Annotated in this window: 16 protein-coding genes and 2 pseudogenes; 9 read left to right on the forward strand and 9 right to left on the reverse strand. The window is 70.7% G+C overall.

Going from position 1 to position 21329, the window contains the following annotated elements; genetic code table 11:
- Positions 1-476, forward strand: a 476-nt coding sequence (locus tag R2S09_RS37820; RefSeq protein WP_316745662.1) for a TetR/AcrR family transcriptional regulator, incomplete at its 5' end; no start/stop codon positions are given.
- Here R2S09_RS37820 and R2S09_RS37825 read toward each other — a convergent pair.
- Positions 442-1080 (reverse strand): TetR/AcrR family transcriptional regulator, encoded by a 639-nt coding sequence (locus tag R2S09_RS37825; RefSeq protein WP_316745664.1) that lies wholly within the window; start codon positions 1078-1080, stop codon positions 442-444. The genes R2S09_RS37820 and R2S09_RS37825 overlap by 35 nt on opposite strands.
- Before the next feature lie 138 nt (positions 1081-1218).
- Between R2S09_RS37825 and R2S09_RS37830 the strand changes: the two genes are divergently transcribed.
- From R2S09_RS37830 to R2S09_RS37855, 6 genes are all read left to right on the forward strand, one after another.
- Entirely contained in the window at positions 1219-2364 is a 1146-nt protein-coding gene (locus tag R2S09_RS37830) for a VOC family protein (protein WP_306184925.1), read from the forward strand.
- Entirely contained in the window at positions 2361-3299 is a 939-nt protein-coding gene (locus R2S09_RS37835) for a fumarylacetoacetate hydrolase family protein (RefSeq protein WP_306184926.1), read from the forward strand. The genes R2S09_RS37830 and R2S09_RS37835 overlap by 4 nt, the downstream gene beginning before the upstream one ends.
- Positions 3296-4909 (forward strand): bifunctional 3-(3-hydroxy-phenyl)propionate/3-hydroxycinnamic acid hydroxylase, encoded by a 1614-nt coding sequence (locus tag R2S09_RS37840; RefSeq protein ID WP_306184928.1) that lies wholly within the window; start codon positions 3296-3298, stop codon positions 4907-4909. The genes R2S09_RS37835 and R2S09_RS37840 overlap by 4 nt, the downstream gene beginning before the upstream one ends.
- A gap of 16 nt (positions 4910-4925) precedes the next feature.
- Positions 4926-6959: an acetoacetate--CoA ligase gene (locus R2S09_RS37845; protein WP_316745669.1), complete on the forward strand. Its 2034-nt coding sequence runs from the start codon at positions 4926-4928 to the stop codon at positions 6957-6959.
- Positions 6956-7309: a DoxX family protein gene (locus R2S09_RS37850; RefSeq protein WP_306184930.1), complete on the forward strand. Its 354-nt coding sequence runs from the start codon at positions 6956-6958 to the stop codon at positions 7307-7309. The genes R2S09_RS37845 and R2S09_RS37850 overlap by 4 nt, the downstream gene beginning before the upstream one ends.
- A gap of 128 nt (positions 7310-7437) precedes the next feature.
- Positions 7438-8142, forward strand: coding sequence for a hypothetical protein (locus R2S09_RS37855; RefSeq protein WP_306185340.1), 705 nt, complete (start codon positions 7438-7440; stop codon positions 8140-8142).
- 366 nt (positions 8143-8508) lie between these two features.
- On the opposite strand, the gene R2S09_RS37865 is transcribed toward R2S09_RS37855, so the two are convergent.
- From R2S09_RS37865 to R2S09_RS37880, 4 genes are all read right to left on the reverse strand, one after another.
- A complete protein-coding gene (locus tag R2S09_RS37865; protein ID WP_316745672.1) occupies positions 8509-10275 on the reverse strand; it encodes an FAD-dependent monooxygenase in 1767 nt (588 codons plus the stop codon).
- A gap of 456 nt (positions 10276-10731) precedes the next feature.
- A complete protein-coding gene (locus R2S09_RS37870; RefSeq protein ID WP_306184933.1) occupies positions 10732-11082 on the reverse strand; it encodes a DoxX family protein in 351 nt (116 codons plus the stop codon).
- Positions 11079-13016, reverse strand: coding sequence for an acyl-CoA synthetase (locus R2S09_RS37875; protein WP_316745673.1), 1938 nt, complete (start codon positions 13014-13016; stop codon positions 11079-11081). The genes R2S09_RS37870 and R2S09_RS37875 overlap by 4 nt, the downstream gene beginning before the upstream one ends.
- A gap of 95 nt (positions 13017-13111) precedes the next feature.
- Positions 13112-14065: a fumarylacetoacetate hydrolase family protein gene (locus tag R2S09_RS37880; RefSeq protein WP_306184936.1), complete on the reverse strand. Its 954-nt coding sequence runs from the start codon at positions 14063-14065 to the stop codon at positions 13112-13114.
- A gap of 156 nt (positions 14066-14221) precedes the next feature.
- Here R2S09_RS37880 and R2S09_RS37885 point away from each other — a divergent pair, with 156 nt between their 5' ends.
- Positions 14222-14887, forward strand: a complete 666-nt coding sequence (locus R2S09_RS37885) for a TetR/AcrR family transcriptional regulator (RefSeq protein ID WP_306184937.1) — start codon at positions 14222-14224, stop codon at positions 14885-14887.
- 281 nt (positions 14888-15168) lie between these two features.
- On the opposite strand, the pseudogene R2S09_RS37890 reads toward R2S09_RS37885, so the two are convergent.
- The 4 genes and pseudogenes from R2S09_RS37890 to R2S09_RS37905 form a co-directional block, all read right to left on the reverse strand.
- Positions 15169-15297, reverse strand: a pseudogene (locus R2S09_RS37890) (DUF308 domain-containing protein); the annotation flags it as partial.
- A gap of 105 nt (positions 15298-15402) precedes the next feature.
- A complete protein-coding gene (locus R2S09_RS37895; protein WP_306184938.1) occupies positions 15403-17493 on the reverse strand; it encodes a SpoIIE family protein phosphatase in 2091 nt (696 codons plus the stop codon).
- Positions 17494-18007: 514 nt separating this feature from the next.
- Positions 18008-18268 (reverse strand): transposase, encoded by a 261-nt coding sequence (locus R2S09_RS37900; RefSeq protein ID WP_306184939.1) that lies wholly within the window; start codon positions 18266-18268, stop codon positions 18008-18010.
- A 383-nt stretch (positions 18269-18651) separates the two neighbouring features.
- A pseudogene (locus tag R2S09_RS37905) lies at positions 18652-19008 on the reverse strand (short-chain fatty acyl-CoA regulator family protein); the annotation flags it as partial.
- Between the two features lie 77 nt (positions 19009-19085).
- Between R2S09_RS37905 and R2S09_RS37910 the strand changes: the two are divergent.
- Positions 19086-20432, forward strand: coding sequence for an endonuclease domain-containing protein (locus R2S09_RS37910; protein ID WP_316745677.1), 1347 nt, complete (start codon positions 19086-19088; stop codon positions 20430-20432).
- The last annotated feature ends 897 nt before the right edge of the window (positions 20433-21329 follow it).

Consider the following 21329-nt stretch of genomic DNA (forward strand, 5'->3'; position numbering starts at 1 on the left):
ACCGCCGAGCGCTGATCGCCGACCTGACACAGGAAGCAGGCCGTGAACTCCGGCAGGCGTTCGCCAGAGCCCGTACCGCGGATGCCGACCCGGTCGAGGCGATGACACGGATGGTGCTGGGGGCATGGACGGTGGGCGACCACTACCGCGTGCTCACCGCCTTGGGACGGCGCCGTCTGGGAGAGGACGAGATCCGCACCACCCTGGCACCGGCCCGCGCACAAGCCGTCGCAACCCTACGGCGCGGTCAGCGCGAAGGCGTCTTCGCGGACCACCTTCCAGCACCCGTCCTCGCCCAAGCACTGGAGGCACTCATGCTGGCCCTCGCCGCGGAGAACACCGCATCCCCCTGGGCAGATCCCAGGGGTGAGGCCGCGGCAACCGCGTTCCTCGTCGCCGCCGGCGTAGCACCGCTAAGGGCCGCGCTTCAGGTGCAGGAGGTCATCGGGCGAGGTCGGGCAGCGGGCGACGGGTGACCTCGTGGGCGTCGTCCGCAGCGAGGCCGAGCATGCGCAGGACCATCTCGGCCAGGTCGGAGGCGGCCTCGTCGCCGTCGAGGTCCGGGCGGTCCAGCCGGAGAGCCACCAGCGAGAGCAGGGTGCCACCCAGGGCGGACAGGGCGGTGGTCGCGTTGCCGCAGGTGAAACGGCCTGAGGCGATGCCCGTCTCCAGGTCGCGCAGGGCGCGTGGGGCGAGGCCGCGGTCGGAGTGGATGTGGACCAAGCCGCGGTCGCGCAGGATCCGCATGAGTTCCGGGTGAGAGTCGGCCATCCGGGCGGTGAGCCGGAAGCCGGCCGCGACCAGCTCGGCCGGGTCGTCGATGCCTTCCACGCGCGCGTCGATGACCTGCCCGAACTCCTCCAGGGCGTCCGTCACCGCCGCGTCGAACAGCTCCGTCTTCGACTCGAAGTGGTTGTAGAAGGACCCGAAGCCCACGTCGGCGCGCTCGGCGATGGCCTGGATGCTCGCGCTCGTGTCCCCGGTCTCCGCGAGGATCTGCCGGGCCGCGCGAACGAGCGCCTGGCGGGTCTCGGCACGGCGTCGCTCGAAGCGGTTCTTGGACGGGGCTGACGTCGGCATGCGGCCCATTGTAACGGTCGCCACGATGACACTGCCATTACTGATGAGATCCTCAATTATTTGGGCTGCACCTATTGACGACGAGAAACCGCAGAGTTGATGATTTCTTCATTACGGCAGTGTTGCTTGGAGGACACCATGTCCCACATCCCCGTTAACAAGGGCGGTCCTCTGACGCCCCACCAAGACCTCCACAGTGAGCAGGGCGCTCTACGCGGTGAACACCCCGGGCGAGCCCGGAATCCGGTGATCAAAGTGGCGGATCTGGCCTGGCTGGAGTTCGAGAAGCCGGACCTGGACCGGGCCGAGGTGTTCGCCCGTGACTTCGGCTTCGCCGTCGCCGCCCGCACCGAGCGGGAACTGTGGCTGCGCGGCACCTTCTCGGGCTCCCCCTGCATGGTCATCCGCCGTGGGTCGGCATCCCGCTTCATCGGGCCGGCGTTCCGCGCGGCCGAGCGGGCCGATGTGGACCGGCTGGCCGCCGCCGTCGGACACACCGTCCGGGACATCGACGTCCCCGGCGGCGGTCGGTCGGTCGCCCTGTTCGATCCCTCGGGCGTCCCGGTCCGGGTGGTGCACTGCGCCGAACCGCTGCCCGCGCTGCCCGGGCAGCAGCCGCTGATCCTCAACACCGGCATCGAAGGCCGTCGTACGAACACCACCCAGCGCCCGCCCCGTGAGCCGTCCCGCATCCAGCGCCTGGGCCATGTGGTGCTGGAGACGCGGACGTTCGCCCGCACTTTGGACTGGTACCTGGACACCCTCGGGATGATCGTGTCCGACTTCCTGTTCCTGGACGGGCAGCGCCAGCGCGGGCCGACCATGGCGTTCATCCGCTGCGACCAGGGCAGCCTGCCCGTGGACCACCACACCCTCGCCCTGCATCTCGGGCCGGGCACCGGCTATGTCCACTCCGCCTACCAGGTCACCGACCTCGACTCGATCGCCGCCGGCGGCGAGTACCTGGCCGAACGCGGCTACCGGCGCAGCTGGGGCATCGGCCGGCACATCCAGGGCAGCCAGCTCTTCGACTACTGGCGCGACCCCGACCACTTCATGCTGGAGCACTTCGCCGACGGCGACCTGTTCTCCTGCGACCTCGAACCCGGATGGGCACCGATGTCGGCGAGCGGCCTGGCCCAGTGGGGCCCGCCCGTCACCCGCGACTTCCTGGGCACCAGCCCCTCCCCCGCCAAGCTCCGCGAGGTCATGACGGCCCTGCGCGGCGACAACGAACTCGACCCCGCACGCCTGCTGGGCCTGATGAAAGCGATGAGCTCATGAGCACCAACGTGCTGCGCACCCCCGACGGCTGGTGGGCCGTCCGGAACGAGCGCGCCGTCCGCATCGAGACCAAGGCGGTCACCACCGCCGAACTACTCGCCGACCGGGCCGCCGTCCAGGAGGCCGCCGCCTCCGGCGAGCGCGGCACACCCGTCGCCGACCTCGTGGCGCTGCCCCCGGTCACCACCCCGTGCCGGGTGGTCGCCCAGATGGTCAACTACCGCAGCCACGCAAAGGACTCGGGCTTCACCGGCGACGTCCCGCCCACCTTCTTCCGCAAGGCGTCCGGCTCGGTCAGCGGCCCCCACGAGGCGATCGTTCGCCCGGCACACGTGAACTTCCTCGACTACGAAGTCGAACTCGGCCTCGTCATGGGCGCGCCGCTGCCGGTGGGCACCGTCGTCGAGGAGCCGGACCTGCCGTCGTATGTCGCCGGGCTCGTCCTGACCAACGACGTCAGTGCCCGCGACGTCCAGCTGACCAAGACCCAGTTCTACGAGAGCAAGTCCTACCCGACCTTCACCCCGACCGGTCCCTACCTGGCCCTGCTGGAGCCGGAGGACTTCGCCCACCTGCAGAACCTGCGGCTGCGGCTGAACGTCAACGGCGTACCGCGTCAGGACCGCACGCTCGCCGACATGATCGTACGACCGGCGCAGGCGCTCACCCTGCTCGCCCGCTTCCAGGCCCTCGACCCGGGCGACCTGCTGCTCACCGGCACACCCGGAGGCACCGCCCTGAAGGCCCCGCCCAAGCCGGTCGAGAAGATCGCTGCCCTGCTGCCGCCCGCACTGAAGTGGAAGGCGTTCTTCAAGGGCCAGGCCAAGAACCCCCACTACCTGCAGAACGGTGACCTCGTCACCGCCACCATCGCCACCCCCGACGGGCGCATCGACCTGGGCGAGCAGCGGACCGCTGTGACGGACGCGACGTGAGCGCCGCATCCCGGAGGCCGGTGGTCATCATCGGTGCGGGACCCGTCGGAGTCACGGCCGCGCTCCTGCTCGCCCGGCACGGGGTGCGCAGCCTGCTCCTCGAACGTCACCGGGACGTCTACCCGCTGCCGCGTGCCGTCGTCGTGGACGATGAGGTCCGGCGGATCCTGCAGAGCGTCGGTGTCCACGAGGAGTTCGCCGCCCTCGCCCGTCCGGCGCCCGGGTTGCGGCTGCTGGACGCCCGGCGCCGCGTGATCGCCGAGTTCCCGCGGTCCCTGCACGGGCACCACGGCTTCCCGCAGACCAGCATGTTCGACCAGCCGGAGCTGGAACGGCTGCTGCGCGACGCCCTGGCCCGCCGTCCCGAGTGCGAGCTGTGGGGCGGGGTGGAGGTCGTGTCCGTCACCCAGGACAGCGACGGATCGCCCGCTGCCGCAGGTCCGGTGCGGGTCACCTTCCGCCGCGACGGCAGCGACGAGGACGAGCACGTGTGGGCCGATGCCGTCCTCGGCTGCGACGGCGCCGGCAGCCTCACCCGCGACGCCATCGGCGCTGTATGGGAGGACCTGCACTTCGAGGAGAGCTGGCGGGTCATCGACGTACGCACCAGCCTCCCGGTGCGCACCTGGGAAGGCGCCGAGCAGATCTGCTGCCCCACCCGGCCGGCCACCTTCATGCGAGTCGGCGAGGACCGCTACCGCTGGGAGTTCCGGCTGGCCGAGGGTGAGCCATTGGACGGCCCGGAAGGGCTGGAGCAGCTGCACGAGCTGGTCGCCCCTTGGGTCGACCTGCCGTCCGCTGCCCACGGGGGCGACGACTTCGAGGTGATCCGGCAGGCGCGGTACACCTTCCGAGCCCGTCTCGCCGACCGGTGGCGCCGGGGACGCGTCTTCCTGCTGGGCGACGCGGCCCACCTCACCCCGCCCTTCATCGGGCAGGGCCTGTGCGCGGGCCTGCGCGACGCCCGCAACCTCACCTGGAAACTCGCCCGCGTCCTTCAGCAGGGCGCAGACGACCGACTGCTGGACACCTACCAGCAGGAGCGCAAGCCGCACGCCCGCCACATGATCCGTGTCGCCGTCGCCGTCGGCTGGGCCATGACCGGCGGACAGGACCGCGGTGCGGCCATCCGCCGGGCCGTGGTGGGCGCCGCATGCCGCCTCCCGGGCGTGACCGCAGCGGTGAGCCGCGACCTCAGCCCCGCGCTGACCGCCGGCCCGCTCGTACGGCGCCGCCCCCGGCTGACCGGCCGCTCACTGGCCGGCACCTTCTGCCCACAACCCTGGGTGCGGCACGACGGCACGCGCGAGCGCCTCGACGACATCCTCGGCGACTCCTTCGCCGCGCTGACCGCCGTGCCGCCCACGGCACGGATGACGGGCGTGGCCACGGCACTGGGCGCACCCCTGATCCACGTCGGCGACCTGGACGACGACGGAAGGCTGGCCGCCTGGCTGGCAGGCGGCCGGGCGGACGCCGTCCTGCTGCGCCCCGACCGTGTCGTGATGGACACCGTCCCCGCCGGCACCGGCGACTTCACCGACGCCGCCGCCTGGGCTCCCCTGCTGCACACGGCCCGCCGCCCCGCCGAAGCCCGGCCCGCACCCTGACGAGGAACACCACACCATGACCAGCGCGCACGCCACGCCTTGTCCAGAGCCCTTCCTTCCGCCCGACCCCCAAGCGGCCTCCGGTAGCCGCATCGCGGACTTCGCCCGCTGGGCCGCCCGGCACCAGGGCGCCGAAATGACCCAGGACCCCACCGACTACCAGGCTTTGCACCACTGGTCCGTCACCGACCTGGAAGGATTCTGGGCCGCGGTGTGGGAGTACTTCGACATCGACGCCGCCACACCGTACGAGCGGGTGCTGGCCGAGGAGACCATGCCCGGCGCCCGCTGGTTCCCCGGCGCCACCCTCAACTACGCCCACCACGCCCTGCGCAACCTGCACCCGGACGCACCCGCGATCACCGCGCTGGACGAGACCGGAGCCGCCTACAAGATCACGGGCCGAAAGCTGCGCGCCCAGGTCGCCTCCGTCGCCGCCACCCTGCGCGACCTGGGCGTCGGACAGGGCGACAGGGTGGTCGGCTACCTGCCCAACACGCCCCACGCCGTCATCGCCTTCCTCGCCACGGCCAGCCTGGGCGCGGTGTGGTCGGTGTGCGGCCAGGACTACGCGCCGGGGGCCGCCGCCGACCGCTTCGCCCAGCTCGAACCGACGGTGCTCGTCACGGCCGACGGCTACCTCTTCAACGGCACCCGTCACGACCGCCGTACAGCCTCCCTCGACCTGGCCGCCGCCCTTCCCACGCTCAAGGCCACGGTTCTCGTGGATCACCTGGGCCTTGCGTGGCCCGCGACCCGGGCCGCGGGACTGACGGTTCCCTGGGAGGACGCGGCCGGCCGCACCGAGTACCTCGGGATCACTCCGGTGCCGTTCGACCACCCGCTGTGGATCGTCTTCTCCTCCGGCACCACCGGCCTGCCCAAGGGCATCGTGCACGGCCACGGCGGCGTCCTCCTGGAGCACCTCAAGACCCTCGCCCTGCACTCCGACCTCGGCCCCGGCGACCGCCTGCTGTGGTACACCACCACCCACTGGATGATGTGGAACCTGGTCGTCTCCACCCTGCTGACCGGCGCCACCACCTGCACCTACGACGGCAGCCCCGCGCCGGTGGTGCGCCCGGACGTCCTGTGGGAGCTGGCGGCCCGCCACAAGGTGACCGTCTTCGGCACCAGTCCCCAGTACCTGCTGGCCATGGCCAAGCTGGGCGTCGAACCCTCCGTGCACGACCTGTCGGCCGTCCGCGCCATCGGCAGCACCGGCTCCACCCTGCCCGCTTCCGCCTACCACTGGGTCCGCGACCACGTCGGCGCGGGCATCCAGCTGGCCTCCACCAGCGGCGGCACCGACGTCGTCTCCGCCTTCGCGGGCAGCGCCCCCACCACCCCGGTGTGGGCGGGTGAGCTGTCGGCCCCCAACCTCGGCGTGGCGCTCGCGGCGTACGACGGCGCGGGACGGCCGGTCGTCGACCAGGTCGGCGAACTGGTCGTCACCCGCCCGATGCCCTCCATGCCGCTGTACTTCTGGAACGACCCCGACGGCAGCCGCTACCGCGACGCCTACTTCACCGCGTACCGCGGCGTGTGGCGGCACGGCGACTGGATCACGATCACGGGTCACGGCTCGGTGATCGTCCATGGCCGCTCCGACGCCATCCTCAACCGCAACGGCGTACGCCTGGGCAGCGCCGACATCCACGACATCGTCGAACGCCTCCCCGAGATCACCGAGGCCCTCGTCATCGGCGCGGAGGAACCCGACGGCGGCTACTGGATGCCGCTCTTCGTCGTCCTCGCGGACGGGAACGTCCTCGACGATGCCCTGCGGGAGAAGATCCGCGACGCGATCCGCGACGGCGCCTCACCCCGCCACGTCCCCGACGAGATCCTCGCCGTGCCGGCCATCCCGCACACCAGGACCGGCAAGAAACTCGAGGTCCCGGTGAAGCGCCTGCTCCAGGGCGCGCCCGCCGAGCAGGTCCTCAATCCCTCGGCGGTCGACCACCCGGACCTCGTCGCCTACTTCGCCGGCCTGGGAGCCGAACGCCGCGAGACCCGTCACCCGCACACGGCCAAGGACGCCTCATGAGCCTCTCCGCCGCCCTGGCCTGTCCGATCGTGCTGATCTTCGCCCTGCTGGGCGTGGCCAAGATCATGGCCCTCGGCCCGATGCCCCAGCTGGCCGCCCACGCCGGCTTCACCACCTCGGCCTACCGGCTGATCGGTGCGCTGGAGCTGGCGGGCGCCATCGGTGTGGCGATCGGCCCGGTCCTGCCGCTGCTCGGAGAGCTGGCCGGCCTCGGCCTGCTTCTGCTCCTCGCCGGTGCCGTGACCACGCACGTGCGCAAAGGAGACGGGCCGCCGAAACTCGTCCCCGCAGTGGTGTGCGCGGCGCTGGTCGCCTGGTACCTCGTGCTCCTTGCCGGTGCCGGCTCGTGACGGTGGCTGAGCACCCTAGCAGCCGCCTGTGACAGGCATGAGCGTCATACTCGCCGACTGCTGCGCGCAGGCGGCACAGAACCCTGGTCCGGTTAACGGGCCCACGCCGACGCTGGCACACTGAATCTGTGGTTCCGCTGATGACTGCGACCGATCAGGCCGCGTCCTCATCACTCACAGGCGCCGGCGTGGTGTCGGTCTGCGCATTGCTCTTCACCGTCGCGTCGTTCTGGTGGCTCAACGCCAGGCAAGGCCGGCTGAGGACATGGGAGCCGCACGCCTTCGCAGCGATCATCCACTCGTCCACGGCCCGCCTGCGGCTCCCGCTCGTCCTTCACAACACCGGCCCCAAGCCGATCGTCGTACAGGATCTCATCCTGACCTTCCCCGACGAGCCCGCTTCTCACCTGCCGCTGCTGTGGGTGTCCTCACCGTCCCGCCTGCAGCCGGGGCCGGACGAGGACGCGAAGCTCCCGGCCGGCTTCGTCGTGCCCGGAAGAGAAGCGCAACAACTCTTCATCGAGTTCGAGGCACCCTTCTCCGGGTTCCTGCCGGAAGCCCGTGACTACCAGGTCCAGCTGCAGGCGAGGGTCGGCCACCGCAAGGGTTGGCGCCGCCTGCTGACGTTCACGCTGCGGGCCGCCAACATCATCCATCCGGATCGCTACACCGTCTACAACAACGCACCGGTCGAGCTGACGAAGGAAGATCAGAGAAGAGCGGATGCCGCACTCCTTGAGTTGTTGCGAGAGCAAGGGGACGACTCCGCGCCGGGCGGCAGGAGACCGCGGCGTTCTTCCCATGACGACGGCGACGCCGACACGAGCCGCTGACGCAGCACCCGCCGGCCGAGCTGGGCCGATGAACCGGGATGCGGGACCCGGCGGATCGGTGAGCTCCAGCCAGGCCAGGTCGACCACCTCGATGACGGGCTGGCCGGCGCGGCCGGGGCGTTCACCTCGCAGGCGCCCTGCTCGCCGTGCAGACCCCGATGGGCGTCGGCGGTGGCGGGTGTGGGTGTGGATGTGGGTGTCGGATCGTTCACGGGGCTCCTTCCTGTGGCCTCCACGACCCGTGGCGAGGGTGGGGCAGGTGCCGCAGTGCCGCGGTGTCCCGGAGGCGAGGCGGAGATGAGGGTGGGGGCCCGGCCCGCCGACTGCGGCGGTGATCGGCAGGCCGGGTGGCACGGCAGACAAGCCCTACCGTGCGAGGAGGGAGTCCAGTGCGGCGGTGAGTTCCGCGACCGGGTCGGTGGCCGCGCCATGGACGCGCCAGCCGATGTAGCGGTCCGGGCGCACGAGGACGGCGCCCTGCGGTGTGTGGCCGCGGGCGGCGGTCCAGGTGGAGCGCGGGTCGCGATAGTCGCCGTCGACGTGGCCGATCCGGATGGCGTCCAGCGGCAGCCCGCTCTCGGCGGCGATCTTTTCGGCGGCCTCGCGCCAAGCCTGGCCGTCCTCCCCGGCGATCAGCAGGAACCGGCCGGGGCGCACCAGGCGGGCCAGGGCCACGCGATGGCCGTCGAGGTCCTCCAGCCAGGCGTGGGGCAGCGGGTGTCCGGGGCGGGCGGCGGGCTGGTAGATGCGGACCGGGTCGGGGTTCTCGGGTGCGGAAGTGCCGTCCGGGACGACGGCCGCGGACTCGTACGTGTAGCCGAACTCGACGCCCAGTTCGTTGAACTCCATGGACTGGGCGGCCACAGCGGCCAGGAAGGTGCGGCGGAAGTCGGCGTCGGCGGGATCCTCGCTCCACAGACGGCGTGCCTGCCGCCAGTTCTCCTCCTCGTCGGCCCCGGGCCCGCCGCCGAAGAGGGAGTTGATGGCGATGTGGTTCATGGCGTTCTCCAGCGAGCGCTGGACGTTGGTGGCGTCCACGGGGCGCCGCTCGGCCTCGTAGGTGTCCAGCAGGGCGTCGTCGGCATGACCGTTCAGCACGGCGGCGAGCTTCCAGGTGAGGTTCTGGACGTCGTGCATGGCGGAGGTGAGGCCGAGGCCGCCGGTGGGCGGATGCCGGTGGGCGGCGTCGCCGGCGATCAGAACGCGGCGGAGACGGTAGCGGTCGGCGACCACGCCCTCGAGGGTCCAGCGGGAGATCATGTGGACCGTCAGGTCCTCCTCGCTCAGGCCCAGCCCCATGCGCAGGTCGGCCAGTACCGACTCGTCGTCCAGCGCGCGACCGTCATCGGGCCCGTAGTTGAGGTGGAAGACCCACTCCTCGGACTCCGGGCCCCAGTGGTCGGGGCCCATGGGCACGAGCACGCCCGGGATGCCGAGGTCGGGCAGCCACAGCCAGCGGATCAGCACGTCAGGGTCGGTCGCCACCTGGGACAGGTCGGCGGAGATGTGGAAGGAGACTACGCGGGCGAGGTCGCGCACGCCCTCCTGGACGATGCCCACGGCGGGGCCGACGGTGCGGCCGCCGTCGCAGCCCAGCAGGTAGCGGGCCCGCACCCGGTAGGTCTCGCCCGTCTCGCGGTCGGTGACGGCGGCGGTGACGCCCTCGTCGTCCTGGGCGAGTGCGGTCAGCTCGTGGTGGAAGCGGACCCGGCCGGGCGCGAGTTCCTCGGCGCGGGTGCGCAGGACCGGCTCCAGTCGGATCTGGGGCAGGTTGGCCTGTCGCTCGGGGCTGGCCGCGAGCCACTCCGGAGAGTGCCCGCCGGCTCCCCAAGCCTCCATCCTGGCGACGCGGCGGCCGTAGTCTTCGTGGTCGCCTGCCAGGCCGACGTACCAGGCGGTGTGGGACATCTGCTCGGCCGGGGTGGAGGCGGCGTAGATGGTGTCGGCCACGCCGGCGTCGCGCATGATCTCCATGGCGCGCTGGTTGAGGACGTGGGCCTTGGGCAGGACGGAGGTGCTGGGCCAGGCGGTGACCAGCAGGGACTCGATGCCCATGCGGCTGAGCAGCATGGAGGCGGTGAGCCCCGCACCGCCTCCGCCGACGATGAGGACGGGGACGTCGATGTCGTTCATGGGTACTCCATGGGGTGTCACGGCTCGGGGCCATGGGGTGGGGACGGCTCAGGAGAGGCAGGGGAGGAGCGCCAAGTGCGTTTCCCCGGTCGATTGAGCGAGGCGGGGGTACCGGTCCCGTTCGCGGGTTGAGCGAGCGGCGGCGCGTTACGGATGCGAAAGGCTGGTCGTTCCGAGAGACGCCCGCTCGCTGCGGGCGGGCGTCGGCAGCCCGGACGGCACGGAAGGGACCCCGGAAACAGTGGTGTCGATTCAGAGGCCGCACCCGGCCTCGGCGGCCAGGGCGGTGGGATGCGGTGTGTGCCGTCCGAGCCGTGCGAAAGGCGGCCTGCGGAGGCGGGCCGGGTATGAACGCTGTGCTAGGCCGGCCACCGCGTGGAGGCGCAGGGCGGCAGATGCCGGCGGACGTCGATGCGGCTCATCGTGATGCTCCTCGGAGCCCAGGCGGCGATGATGCTAGCCGCCGACCAACGCGACGAGATGGGCGGCGGCCAAGGCACCCGCGATGACGGCCGGCAGGCAGCGGGCCGCCGGATCGCCGCTGCGCAGGTGGACGACGACGGCTCCGGTCATGAGCAGGAGCAGGCCGACCGATGCGGCGGCACCGAGCGCGGTGATCCGCAGGCCGAGCAGCAGACCGGCCGCTGCCGCCACCTCCAGAGCACCCAGCAGGCGGTAGTGGGTGGTGGTCATGCCCACGTGGGCCGCGGCCTGGCGCATCGCGGGTACTGCCGCGAGCTTGGCCGACCCGAGCAGGAGGAAGATCCCGGCGAGGAGGACGGCGAGAACGATGGCGGTGGTGTTCATGGGGTTTCTCTCTCAAGTGGCTTGCTGGGGGCGTACTGCCAGTGCAGGACGTACCGGTCGAGGGCTGCGGTGACCCTGCGTCGTACCGCCTCGTCGGCAGGGGCGGGCACCGTGACGCGGACACCGCCGTCGTGCGGCCGGCACAGGATGCGTTCCGGGTCGCAGTCCGCGCCCTGGGCGGCCAGTTCGGCGTGGACCGCGCGGCGGGTTGCGTCCAGGCGGAGGCCGAGCTTGTAAGGCTTGCCGACGGCGGTGAGCGGGATGGCGTCGATCACGAGCACCTCGCGCGGGGTGGCGGCGCGCTCGGGGACCCGTTCGGTGGCCCAGGTGAGCAGTTCGGCGGGATCGGTCTGGGCGCCGGGGGCGAGGGTGACGTAGGCGACGGGCACCTCACCGGCGTGCGGGTCGGGGCGGCCCACCGCCGCGGCGGCGGTGACCTCGGGGTGGGCGAGGAGTACGTCCTCGATGCCGACGGGGTCGATGTTGTGACCCCCGCGGATGATCAGGTCCTTGGCGCGGCCGGCGAGATGGATGAAGCCGTCGGCGTCGATGCGGGCCAGGTCGCCCGTGTCCAGCCAGCCGTCGCGGATCTTCCCGGCGCTCTCCAGGCGAGGCCCGTGGGCGGTGTGCTCGGCGACGTACCCGGCGAAGACGGCCGGGCCACTGACGGCGAGCACCCCGGTGGCGCCCGGCGGCAGGTCGTGCCACTCGCCGGTGTCCGGGTCGATCCGCACGGTCTTGAGCCGCTGGTAGGGCAGCCTCCTGCCGACGGCGCCCGGCCTGGGTCGACCGGGCAGGCCGAGTGCGGAGGCGCAGGTCGCCTCGGTCAGCCCGTAGCCCTCGCACAGCGGGATGCCGGTGTGCTCCTCGAAAGACTCCCGTACGGCGGGCGGCAGCGGGGAGGCGCCTACGGCGGCGAACCGCATGCTGGAGATGTCTGCGTCGACGCGGACATGGGCGAGGACGGAGTACACGGTGGGCACGCCGGACATGGTGGCGACGCGGTAGTGCTCCACCAACTTCCAGAACACCGGATACAGCTCGGGATCCCGGTAACCCAGCGGCCCGGCCCACACCACTCCCCGGCCGCGCAGCAGCGGGCCGAGCAGGGTGACGATCAGTGCATTGACGTGGAACAACGGCAGCGCCGCGAACATCACCGAGTCCTCATCGAGAGGAATGCTCGCGGCCACCATCCAGGCGTCGACGACCTCGTTGGCGTGCGTGTGCGCGGCGAGTTTGGGGGTGCCGGTAGTGCCGCCGGTGTGGAAGTAGGCGGCCAGGTCGTCGGCGGCCGGGGGCTCAATGTCCACCAGCCGGTCGGCGGGATGGGACGCGGCAAGCTCCGTGAGGTAGCCGACGTGTACGCCTTCGATGGGGTCCAGGGCGGGGGCGGGGCCGTCGGCCAGGGTGGGGGTCAGTGCCAGCAGTGCGTCCAGCCGCAGGGCCGTGGCGGCCTGCCGGGCCGCGGCCCAGACCTGTACGTCCAGCTGTGGACCGGCGGCGATGAGCACTCGGGCGCCGCTGCGCCGCAGCAGCTGCTCGACGTGCTCGGACGCCAGGCCCGGGTTCACCGGGGCGGCGATGCCCGCTGCCTGCGCGGCCAGCAGGGCGGCGGGCAGCTCCGCGGTGTTCGGCGCGAGCAGGCCCACGGCGGCCCGGCGGGTGACACCGAGCGCGCGCAGCAGGTTGGCGGTGCGATGCACATCGTCACGCAGTTGCGCGAAGGTAGCGGTGGCGGGGCACAGGAAGCGCGCGGCATCGGGCAGCACCGTCAGGGCCGGGCGGTCGGGCCACAGGCGGGCGGCGCGCAGCAGGGTGTCGTAGGTGGTGGCGGGCAGGCCGCGCTCGTGCAGCGGTACGGCCTCGATCGCGGACAGGTCCGCGATGCTGTCAAGGGCGGGCCACAGCAGGTCGGTGGGTGTGAGTGTCACCGGTGCGCCTTTGCAGGGTGAGGGATGGGGTCAGGTGGCCGGCCCGGTACGGGGATGCCGGGCCGGCCGGTCCCGGGCGGGGGTCCCGGGAGTCGTCAGCGGGCGCGCACCACCGTGCGCTGCTCGCCGAGATCGAGTACGCCGTCGTCGGTCGCGATACGGGCCGTGACGACGTCGCCGTCCTTGAGGTAGTCGGGGTTCGCCTGCTGGCGGGCGAAGAACTTCTGCCAGCGCTTGTGCGGGGGCAGGAGGGCGGCAAGCGTGGTCAGGAGCCTGCCCGGAGACTTCAGGGCGGTGCCGCCTGGGGTTCCGGTGAGCAGGACGTCACCGGGCTGCAGGTTCTGGAAGCGGGCGAGCAGACTGAGGGCGTGGGCGGGTCGGACGATCATGTCCGTGGTGGTGCGGTCCTGTCTCGTGGTCCCGTTGACCTTCAGCGTGAGCCGCAGGTCCGGCAGGCGGGCCAGATCGTCGGCGTCCACCAGGAGCAGCCGGGGGCCCAGTGGAGTGAAGGAGGGGTACGACTTGGACTCGTAGAACTGCGTCTTGGGCAGCTGCAGGTCACGCGCGCTGACGTCGTCCGCAACGACCAGCGCGGCGACATACTCGGCCAGCGTGGCATCGGTGACCTCGGTGCCGACCGGCAAATCGGCGCCCATCACCAGCCCGAGCTCCACCTCGTAGTCCAGGAAACGCACGTGCTGTGGACGCCCGATGTCCTGGTAGGGCCCGCTGACGGACCCGGACGCCTTGCGGAAGAACGCGGGCGGAACGGTGTCCGGGTCGAATCCGGAGTCCACCGCGTGAGAACGGTAGTTGACCATCTGCGCCACCACCCGGCAGGGCGTGGTGACAGGCGAGAGCAGCTCGGCTTCTCCAACCGAAACCCCGGCGTCGGGGTCACCCGTGGCGCGGGCAGCCGCCTGCTGCACGGCGGAACGGTCGGCGAGCAGGCCGGCGGTGGTGTCCGCGTCGGTGTCGACGCGGTGCAGCCGTCCTGTGCCGCTCTCCACCCACCAGCCGTCTGTGGTGCGGACGACCTGGATACTCATCGGCTCTCCTGAGTCCTGGACAGGCACCGACCGGAATGCTCCCGCGAGCAGCTCCAGTCAGCAGTGATGAGAGAATCAGTCCAGATGACGACCCCGTCAACAGCAGTCAGTCGTGATGAAACAATCAAAGCTGATGTTTCTGATCATGGTGGAGAGATGAGCATCGATCGACAGGGCAGGGCCAACACACCCAGCCACACGCCCAACCGCGTGGACCGACGCAAGGCGCGCACCCGTGCCGCGCTGATCGCCGCCGCGCAGCGGTTCCTCGCCGATCAGGGGCGGACCGACGTGAGCATCCAGGAGATCACCGAGGCGGCGGATGTCGGTTTCGGCTCCTTCTACAACCACTTCACCAGCAAGGACGAGCTGTTCGACGCGGCCGTCGCCCTCACCCTGGAGGAACACGGCGCACTCCTGGAGTCCGTCGTCGGAGACCTGAAGGACCCCGCGGAGATCTTCGCCGCCAGCGTCCGCCTGACCGGCCGACTGCAGCGCACCCACACACAGATGGCCAGGATCCTCGTCCGTACGGGCATGTCCTATCTGACTTCCGACAGCGGATTGGCTCCGCAGGCGATGCGGGATCTGCGGGCCGCCGCCGACACCGGACGGCTGGACATCGACGACCCGCGCACTTCTGTGGCCATGGTCGGCGGCGCCCTGCTCGGAGTGCTCCACCTACTGGAGACCCGCCCGGACCTCGATGCCGCGCATGTTTCCGACCAGCTGGCCTTCCGCCTGCTGCGCATGTTCGGCATGACGCGCGCCGAAGCACAGGAGATCGCCACTCGGCCCCTGCCATCACTGCCCCGGACCTGACAATGGTGAGCAAGATCGGCGACGCGTGCGGATGTGACCAGCGCCCGTAACGCGGTGTACCGCACGTCGCACCCGCGCAGAGACCGTCGCCCATGTCCGCGAATGTGACGCTCAGGGGGCCGGGGCGGATCTCCGACGGATCTCGGCGCAGAGGACGATCAGCTGGACACTGACAGAGTGGCCCTCCTGATCCATGCGGAGGCGGCTGTCCGCAGCGATGCCTCCAGAACTTCGATCGCAGTCGCTCCGTCCGAGCCACGAAAGCGCGTCGCGACCGGCGGGGGGACGTGGGTGCCGAAGGCGGCGGCGAGTCGGAAGACGCCGGTGACCAGTAGATAGACGCCGAAGAGAATGCCAAAGACACGCAGGGTCGCACCCGGCCAGACCAGGGCGATGGTGGCCAGGCCCATCGTGACCAGGATGTGCCAGCCGACCGAGCAGCTGCAGTTGCAGCTGCACCGCCGCGCTCTCGCCTGCACGGCCGGCCGAGGACGATCCGGGCGCGCTCGGTAACGCTATGACCGCTGTCGGGGATGGGGCGAGGTTGCGGGCGGCAGAGTCTGCTCGGCCCAGACGGTCTTGCCGTCGAGGGAGTAACGGACGCCCCAGTTCTGTGCGAGTCGGGCGATGATGAACAAGCCGCGCCCGCCTTCGTCGATGGTTTTCGCGTGGCGCAGCCGTGGCGCGAGGGCATTGCTGTCGTGAACTTCGCAAGTGAGCGTGCGGTCCTTGATGAGCCGCAACTGCACAGGCGGTGTGCCGTAGCGGATGGCGTTGGTGACCAGTTCGCTGACGATCATTTCGGTGGTGTAGGCGGTTTCCTCGCCCACTCCCCAGTGGGTGAGTTGGTGTTGGGCGTGGGTGCGCGCCGTGGCGACGGCTTTGGGGTGGGAGTCGAGGTGCCATGCGGTGACCTGGTCCGCGGGCAATGTGTGGGTGCGGGCGAGGAGGAGGATGACGTCGCCGTGGCGGGTGTCGTCCCGTAGCCGGTAGAGCACGTCGTCGCACAGATCCTGCAGTGGCCGGTCAGTGTGGGCCAGCACCCGTCGGAGGGTCTCCGGGGACTGGGAGGTGTGCAGGAGGGACGGCGTGTAGAAGGCGAGGACGCTGCCGTCAGGGAGAGAGACCGGGGTGGCAGCGAAGGGGGGTCCTTCGGTCCTGCCCAAGGGAGGTCCGCTCGGTAGGTGAGGGATCTCGGTGCTCCCATCGGGATGGGCGATGACGGGTGGGGGATGGCCGGCCAGGGCGATGGTGCAGGTCCCAGCGAGCGGGTCGTAGACCGCGTACGCGCAGCTTCCCGTGAGCGGCATGGGATCGCCGGGCGGCAGAGCGGCGCGTTCCTGGGCCAGGCTGATGGCGGTGTCGTTGAGGCGGGCGAGGAGCTCGTCGGGCTCCAGGTCGAGCGCGGCCAGGGAGTGTGCGGCGGTTCCTATCTGTCCCATGGTGGTGGCCGCATGAATGCCTCGGCCGGCTACTTCGCCGACCACCAGTGCGGTGCGGGCGCCGGACAGGGCGAATGTGTCGAACCCGCCGCCTCCGCCGGTTTCAGAGGGCACCAGAATGTGTGCGGTTTCAACGGTCGTCTGCGTCGCAACCTCGGGAAGCAGCAGATGGCGCTGGATCGTCAGAGCGATGGTGTGTTCGCGGGTGTAACGGCGGGCGTTGTCGATGCACAGTGCGGCGTGAGCGGCCACTGCGTCGGCCAGGTCGACATCGCCCTGTTCGTAGACGTCGCCCTGGCCGGTGCGGTACAGGGTCATCAGCCCCAGAACCTTTCCCCGCAGGGTCAGCGGAGTGGTGATAAGGCTGTGGGCACCGGAGGCGCGGATAGCCTCGGCGCGCTGCGGGACGGCCGCCAGCCAAGGTGTTTCGGGACCCAGGACGACGAGGCGTGGCTTGAGGTCGGCCAGCGTCTGGGCGTAGGGCGTCGGGAACGGCAGAGCACGCACGTCACCCACCGGATGTGCCTGGACCTGATCCTTGCCGCCACTGCGGGCGAAGGCGGCACGGCGCAGCGGCACCTCCCGTCCGAGAGGACTCGGCGGAGGTTCCTCGCCACGCACCACCGCCTCCACCACTTCCACCACGGCGATGTCGGCGAGGTCCGGCACCACCGCCTGCACCAAATCCTCGCAGGTGGCCACAACGTCGAGGGCCTGTCCCACGCGATCGCGCACCGAGCCGAGTAGGCGCAGACGGGCGCGTACCTTTTCGCATTCGGTGACACCAAGTATCTCCGTCAGCACTCCCAAGATCCTGCCCTGCGCGTCCTCAAGACGAGATGCCGAGACGGAGAACCGGTACTCCGGCCCCGGCGCGCCCTTCGGACGCACCCCCACTCGTCGCCCCCGGGCGGGCGCGCCGCTCTCCATCACGCCGTACAGCATCGCCTCGACCTCACCGGGCACGGAAAGGTCATATACGTCGGTGAAGTGCCGGCCTATGATCTCTTCAAGGAGGCCCGACTTCAGGACCGGCGTGTTGACGTTGATCCATAGGATCCGCAGTTCCGTGTCCAGGACCATCAGGCCAGTCGGGGATTGGTGAAACAGAGCTTCCAGTACTGCCGCACCCTCGACGGGCGAAATGGCTTCGTTGTGCGCCACGGCAACCCACCTCCACTATCCAGACTGCGCCTGGCTCCTGCGCTGCGCCCGCGCATCGCGCGACGTCCGGAATGCCGCCAGATCTCCGCCCCGATCGGCGTCGCCGTCCTGGTCGCGGTGGTCGGCTTCCACGTCGGTGCCACCTCACGTCACGACTTCCGGATCGCCCGGTGCGCAGCCGCCGTACTGAGCCTGGCGACGTCGGCGACCGGTGTGCACCTCAGCCGTGGCGGCGGCTCGGACCAGACGGCGCCCGCCGCATCACATAGCCGGACGCGGTGCCCAGGCTCTGGCCGACGCGTCCTGCCCCCGGCAGTCCCGTCAGGCACTCCCACCGCCCCAGACAGTGTCTGACCACTCCGCATAAGGCGCCGACCGCATCGTCATCGCCAGCGCACCCGATCTCACGACGAAGCCGCACCGGAGCGCTCCGGTGCGGCTTCGTCGTTTCACGGCTCCGCGGAGAAGTCCCGTCAGGATCTTTCCCGGAAGGGGCTTCGCCGTATCACAGCCGCTATGAGCGGGGTCCTAGCTGTATCCGTTTGACCAGGTGGAAGACCTCCCGGGCCGCGTAGCGCTTGAGGGTTCGGACTATCTCGCGCCGGGTTTTGCCTTCCTTGCTGCGGCGCTCGTAGTAGCCCTGAGTGCGCGGGTCGACACGCAGACGAGTGAATACGATGCGGTGGAGCGCGGCGTTGGCCTGACGGTCGCCACCACGGTTGAGACGACGGAACCGCCGGCGTCCCGAGGAGCGCTCGACAGGACGGACCCGCACAGCGCGGCCAACGACGCCTCACTGTCCAGCCGTTCCGGGTCGTCCCCACCGTGATCAGCAAGGCGACGGCCGTGTCCGGACCAATCCCCACCACGTCGAGCAGCTGCGGGGCATGACCCTCGACGAGCCGGGCCGGACGAGCGTCCACACGGCGGAGCTGCTCGGAGAGCTGGCCGATCCGGTGGGCCAGCAGACCCAACGTGATCCGAGTCGCCTGCAGCACCGACTCCTCGCCGCCCTCCTCGCAACTGCTCCTGGATCTGACTCCGGCCGATCGTTATACGGCACAGAAGCCGACATCTTTGCTCAGGTCGCTTCACGACCGGGGCGGCTTCTCCACAGCTGTCTGCACCGCGGGGCAGCGCACCAACATGCCGGCGACCGGGTCCGATCCGCAGTGAGTGGCCGAGCAGCGGCGCCACCCACTGCGGGCACTCGAAGCGCCCGCACACCCGGTAGCCCATCCCGACAGGAGTGGCGACCGCGGTCCGGCCGAGGTCGAGGCCGTCGGAGTGGAAGAGGCGGCGGGCGTGGCGGATCTCTCAGCCGAGGCCGATGACGAAGGTCTTACCGGGCCCGCCCCAGGCGGCGGCCCGGGCGGTCCACAAGTAGAGCAGTCCGTCCCGGATTTCGGCGATCTGCATGTGGATGCGACCGAAGGCGGCGAACGCCTCATAAACGTTCCACAGCGAGCAGGTGCCGACATCCCCGGATCGCGAACAGGAGTCGCGGGCGGCGGATGCGGCATGGGCGGCGGCCCGGCTGACCGAGGTGCTTGGAGACCCGTTGCCGTGTTGCAGGCCGCTAACCTGTCGGTATGCCAGAGCGTGTCATGCCCGGTCGCACGGACGGCCTGATCACCCTGGGTGCCGCGGACGCTCTGTGGGTCGATTTGACGGCCGACAGTGCTGTGCTGACGGCTTCTGGGGCATTCACCTGCTCTCCTGCCCACGCCGAAGCGGGATACGTCCTGCTCGGCGGCCGTGTGGTGGCGACGGTGAGGGCGAGCAGCGGTCAGTGGGTTGTTCGCGAGGTTGAGGTGCGCCGGGCTGCCGCGGAACTGAACGCGGTGGGGATGGATCGGCAGGACCTGGTCCGCATCGGCCCGTTTCGTGGGGCGCCGAGGCAGGAGGGCGGCCATGAGGAAACGACGCTGCGTTGGCGCCGGCGCATCATGGGGGAACTGCAGGAGCTGGGCGGCCCCGAGCGGGCAGCACGACGTGAAGTCGGCCGGCCGTACCATCTGGCGGGGATCGACTGGCGACAGATGCTCGTGGAGCAGACCCGCGCCGGGACGCAGCGGACGTGGTGGCTGCCGCGCGCTGCGGTCAGGCTCCTCGACGCAGCCGAGCACACCGAAACGCAGTGGGTACACGTCGCGCGGACCCGCCGGGCAAGCACAGCCGTCACCGAACGGCCTTCCCACCCCCGGCAGGCACCGGACGCCGACGGTCGCCGGACGATGAGCCCCGAGGGCCCCACCGCCTCACTGCGCCCGTACAACGGGGAGTTGGAGGGCCAGCTGTACTCGGTGCTCAGCCGGAAGCCCGGTACCTCCCGCAGGGTGGCCGGGTGGATATGCGCCGTCTGCGGCACTGCGCCCGCCACCGTGCTCGACCACTGCCACGAACACGGCTACGTCCGCGCCCCCGTCTGCCAGTCCTGCAACACACAGGAACGCCCCGACCACCTGTACAGCAACGACATCCGCGTGGCCAACCACTACACGCGCCTCTTCGACACCGACGCCGGCGACTGGCTCCGCCACTGGCACCGCTGCCCCGGATGCCGCGCACGCACCACCCTCCCGTTGCCGCATCTGGCCGCGTGGACCGCCCACATAGCCTGCGGGTCGCTGCGCCCGACCCACCGCGCCCCCCGCGGTCGCAAGCCCTGCGGTGTCCTGCGCGTGTCCTGGACGGGCAGTCAGAACTCACCCCGTTCCTGCCTGCTCACAGTCACCGTCGAATTCTGCCCCTCCGGCGAGCACCGTGTCCTGGCGCAAGTCCCCTACCGCGAAGCCGCCGAGCGGTTTCGTGTCTGGTTGGCCGAGACGGCCCCTGGCGTGGCCGCCGCGGCCGGTCCTGACCGCCTGGACGGCCTCCCTGCCCACTCCCGGCCTGTCATCGCGGACACCAGCGGCGAGGGCCTGGCCCTGTTCTGAGCCAGCACCGGGAGACCTGACACCTCAACGTCACCTCGCAGCTCCTGGCCTTCCGCACGGTCACCCGCACACGCGCGCGAGTCATCCGGCTGCCAAACCCTCGAACTCCACTCCGGCATGGGGCCGGACGAGGCGGCGCGGGCGGTACTGCTGAACCACGGTCCGAGTTCTGAGGGATGGTGACTGAATCCTCGGAGCTGGTGGTTGATCCGCTGGTCCTGACCGTCGCAGGGGGGGGCGCCATCCGGCAGGCGGTCGGGGCCTCCTCGGCGGTCGGCGTGACGGACTCCCGCGGTGACGCCGAAGCCGTCGGTGAGGGTGTGCCGCTTTCGGTGCTCGCCGTGTCCGCCGTGGGGGATGTGAGGCCTGTCGGCTCGGTGGTGCCGGCCCCGGCACCACCGAGCAACCGACCGTCCGCAGAGCGACCGTCAGAACCACGGCCAGCCACAGCGTGGCCGGCCGCATGCCCCGGACTTCTCTGGACACCGAGGAATCCTCACATTCCGCGGGGCGGTCCAAACGCCGGACGGCGCCGTCCGCCAGGACCGTGCGGGACGGTGAACTGAAGGAAAGCTCGGCATCACCGGAGCGGTCCGCGGCAAATGCGTGATCACAACGCTTCCCGGCGGTCAGACCGACCGGGCCCCCGACCTCGTGGACCGGGACTTCGTCGCCGGCGCCCCGAACCGCAGCTGGGTCGCGGACTTCACCCACGTGAGGACCTGGGCAGGTGTCGTCTCGTCGCCTTTGTCGTGGACACATTCTCCCACCGGATCGTCGGCTGGTCCGCTGCCACCGTGAAGGAGACGGTCTTCGTACTGGGTGCCCTGGAGATGGCGATCTGGCAACGCGATCGCGACCAACGCCCTGATGGAGAGCACGATCGGCCTGTTCAAC

This window comes from Streptomyces sp. MK7, assembly GCF_032658145.1.
GTDB classification, from domain to species: Bacteria; Actinomycetota; Actinomycetes; order Streptomycetales; family Streptomycetaceae; genus Streptomyces; species Streptomyces spiralis.

Bases quoted from the DNA above. Each gene is read 5' to 3' on its own strand.
- R2S09_RS37825 (WP_316745664.1), bottom strand. From the start codon at position 1,080: ATGCCGACGTCAGCCCCGTCCAAGAACCGCTTCGAGCGACGCCGTGCC.
- R2S09_RS37830 (WP_306184925.1), top strand. From the start codon at position 1,219: ATGTCCCACATCCCCGTTAACAAGGGCGGTCCTCTGACGCCCCACCAA.
- R2S09_RS37835 (WP_306184926.1), top strand. From the start codon at position 2,361: ATGAGCACCAACGTGCTGCGCACCCCCGACGGCTGGTGGGCCGTCCGG.
- R2S09_RS37845 (WP_316745669.1), top strand. From the start codon at position 4,926: ATGACCAGCGCGCACGCCACGCCTTGTCCAGAGCCCTTCCTTCCGCCC.
- R2S09_RS37850 (WP_306184930.1), top strand. From the start codon at position 6,956: ATGAGCCTCTCCGCCGCCCTGGCCTGTCCGATCGTGCTGATCTTCGCC.
- R2S09_RS37865 (WP_316745672.1), bottom strand. From the start codon at position 10,275: ATGAACGACATCGACGTCCCCGTCCTCATCGTCGGCGGAGGCGGTGCG.
- R2S09_RS37870 (WP_306184933.1), bottom strand. From the start codon at position 11,082: ATGAACACCACCGCCATCGTTCTCGCCGTCCTCCTCGCCGGGATCTTC.
- R2S09_RS37880 (WP_306184936.1), bottom strand. From the start codon at position 14,065: ATGAGTATCCAGGTCGTCCGCACCACAGACGGCTGGTGGGTGGAGAGC.
- R2S09_RS37885 (WP_306184937.1), top strand. From the start codon at position 14,222: ATGAGCATCGATCGACAGGGCAGGGCCAACACACCCAGCCACACGCCC.
- R2S09_RS37910 (WP_316745677.1), top strand. From the start codon at position 19,086: ATGCCAGAGCGTGTCATGCCCGGTCGCACGGACGGCCTGATCACCCTG.